We start from the raw sequence: 264 nt of genomic DNA, 5'->3' as shown, positions 1-264 counted from the left end.
CTCATGAAATTCTAAAATTTTATCTACATCATTCTTTAGAATTGGATAGTAAAATAGATTATTACTTGCTTCTTCTGGTGGTAATGAATTGGAAATTGTTTCAAGATGCCAGTATGTTCTGTTTTTTATCGGAATATCCAAAGCATCAAAATCATACAAAACCCCCTGTATAGTTTCTTCTGGCAATGCGTTTAATGCAGTTTCTAAATGTTGCCTTAACAACTCACTTGTACTAGTATCTTTATCAATATATTTATCAGTGAC

General features: G+C 30.7%; 1 protein-coding gene. It reads right to left on the bottom strand.

The annotated features are described in order from the left end of the window. The coding region (locus ACS2QP_RS27930) for a hypothetical protein (protein ID WP_438883092.1) at nucleotides 1-264 on the bottom strand (264 nt) is incomplete at both ends.

Origin of the sequence: Bacillus cereus group sp. Bce019, assembly GCF_051781745.1 — a bacterium.
Lineage (GTDB): Bacteria > Bacillota > Bacilli > Bacillales > Bacillaceae_G > Bacillus_A > Bacillus_A cereus.
The sequence above is the reverse complement of the archived record's forward strand: the minus strand, read 5'-3'. Positions and strand labels throughout refer to the sequence as shown.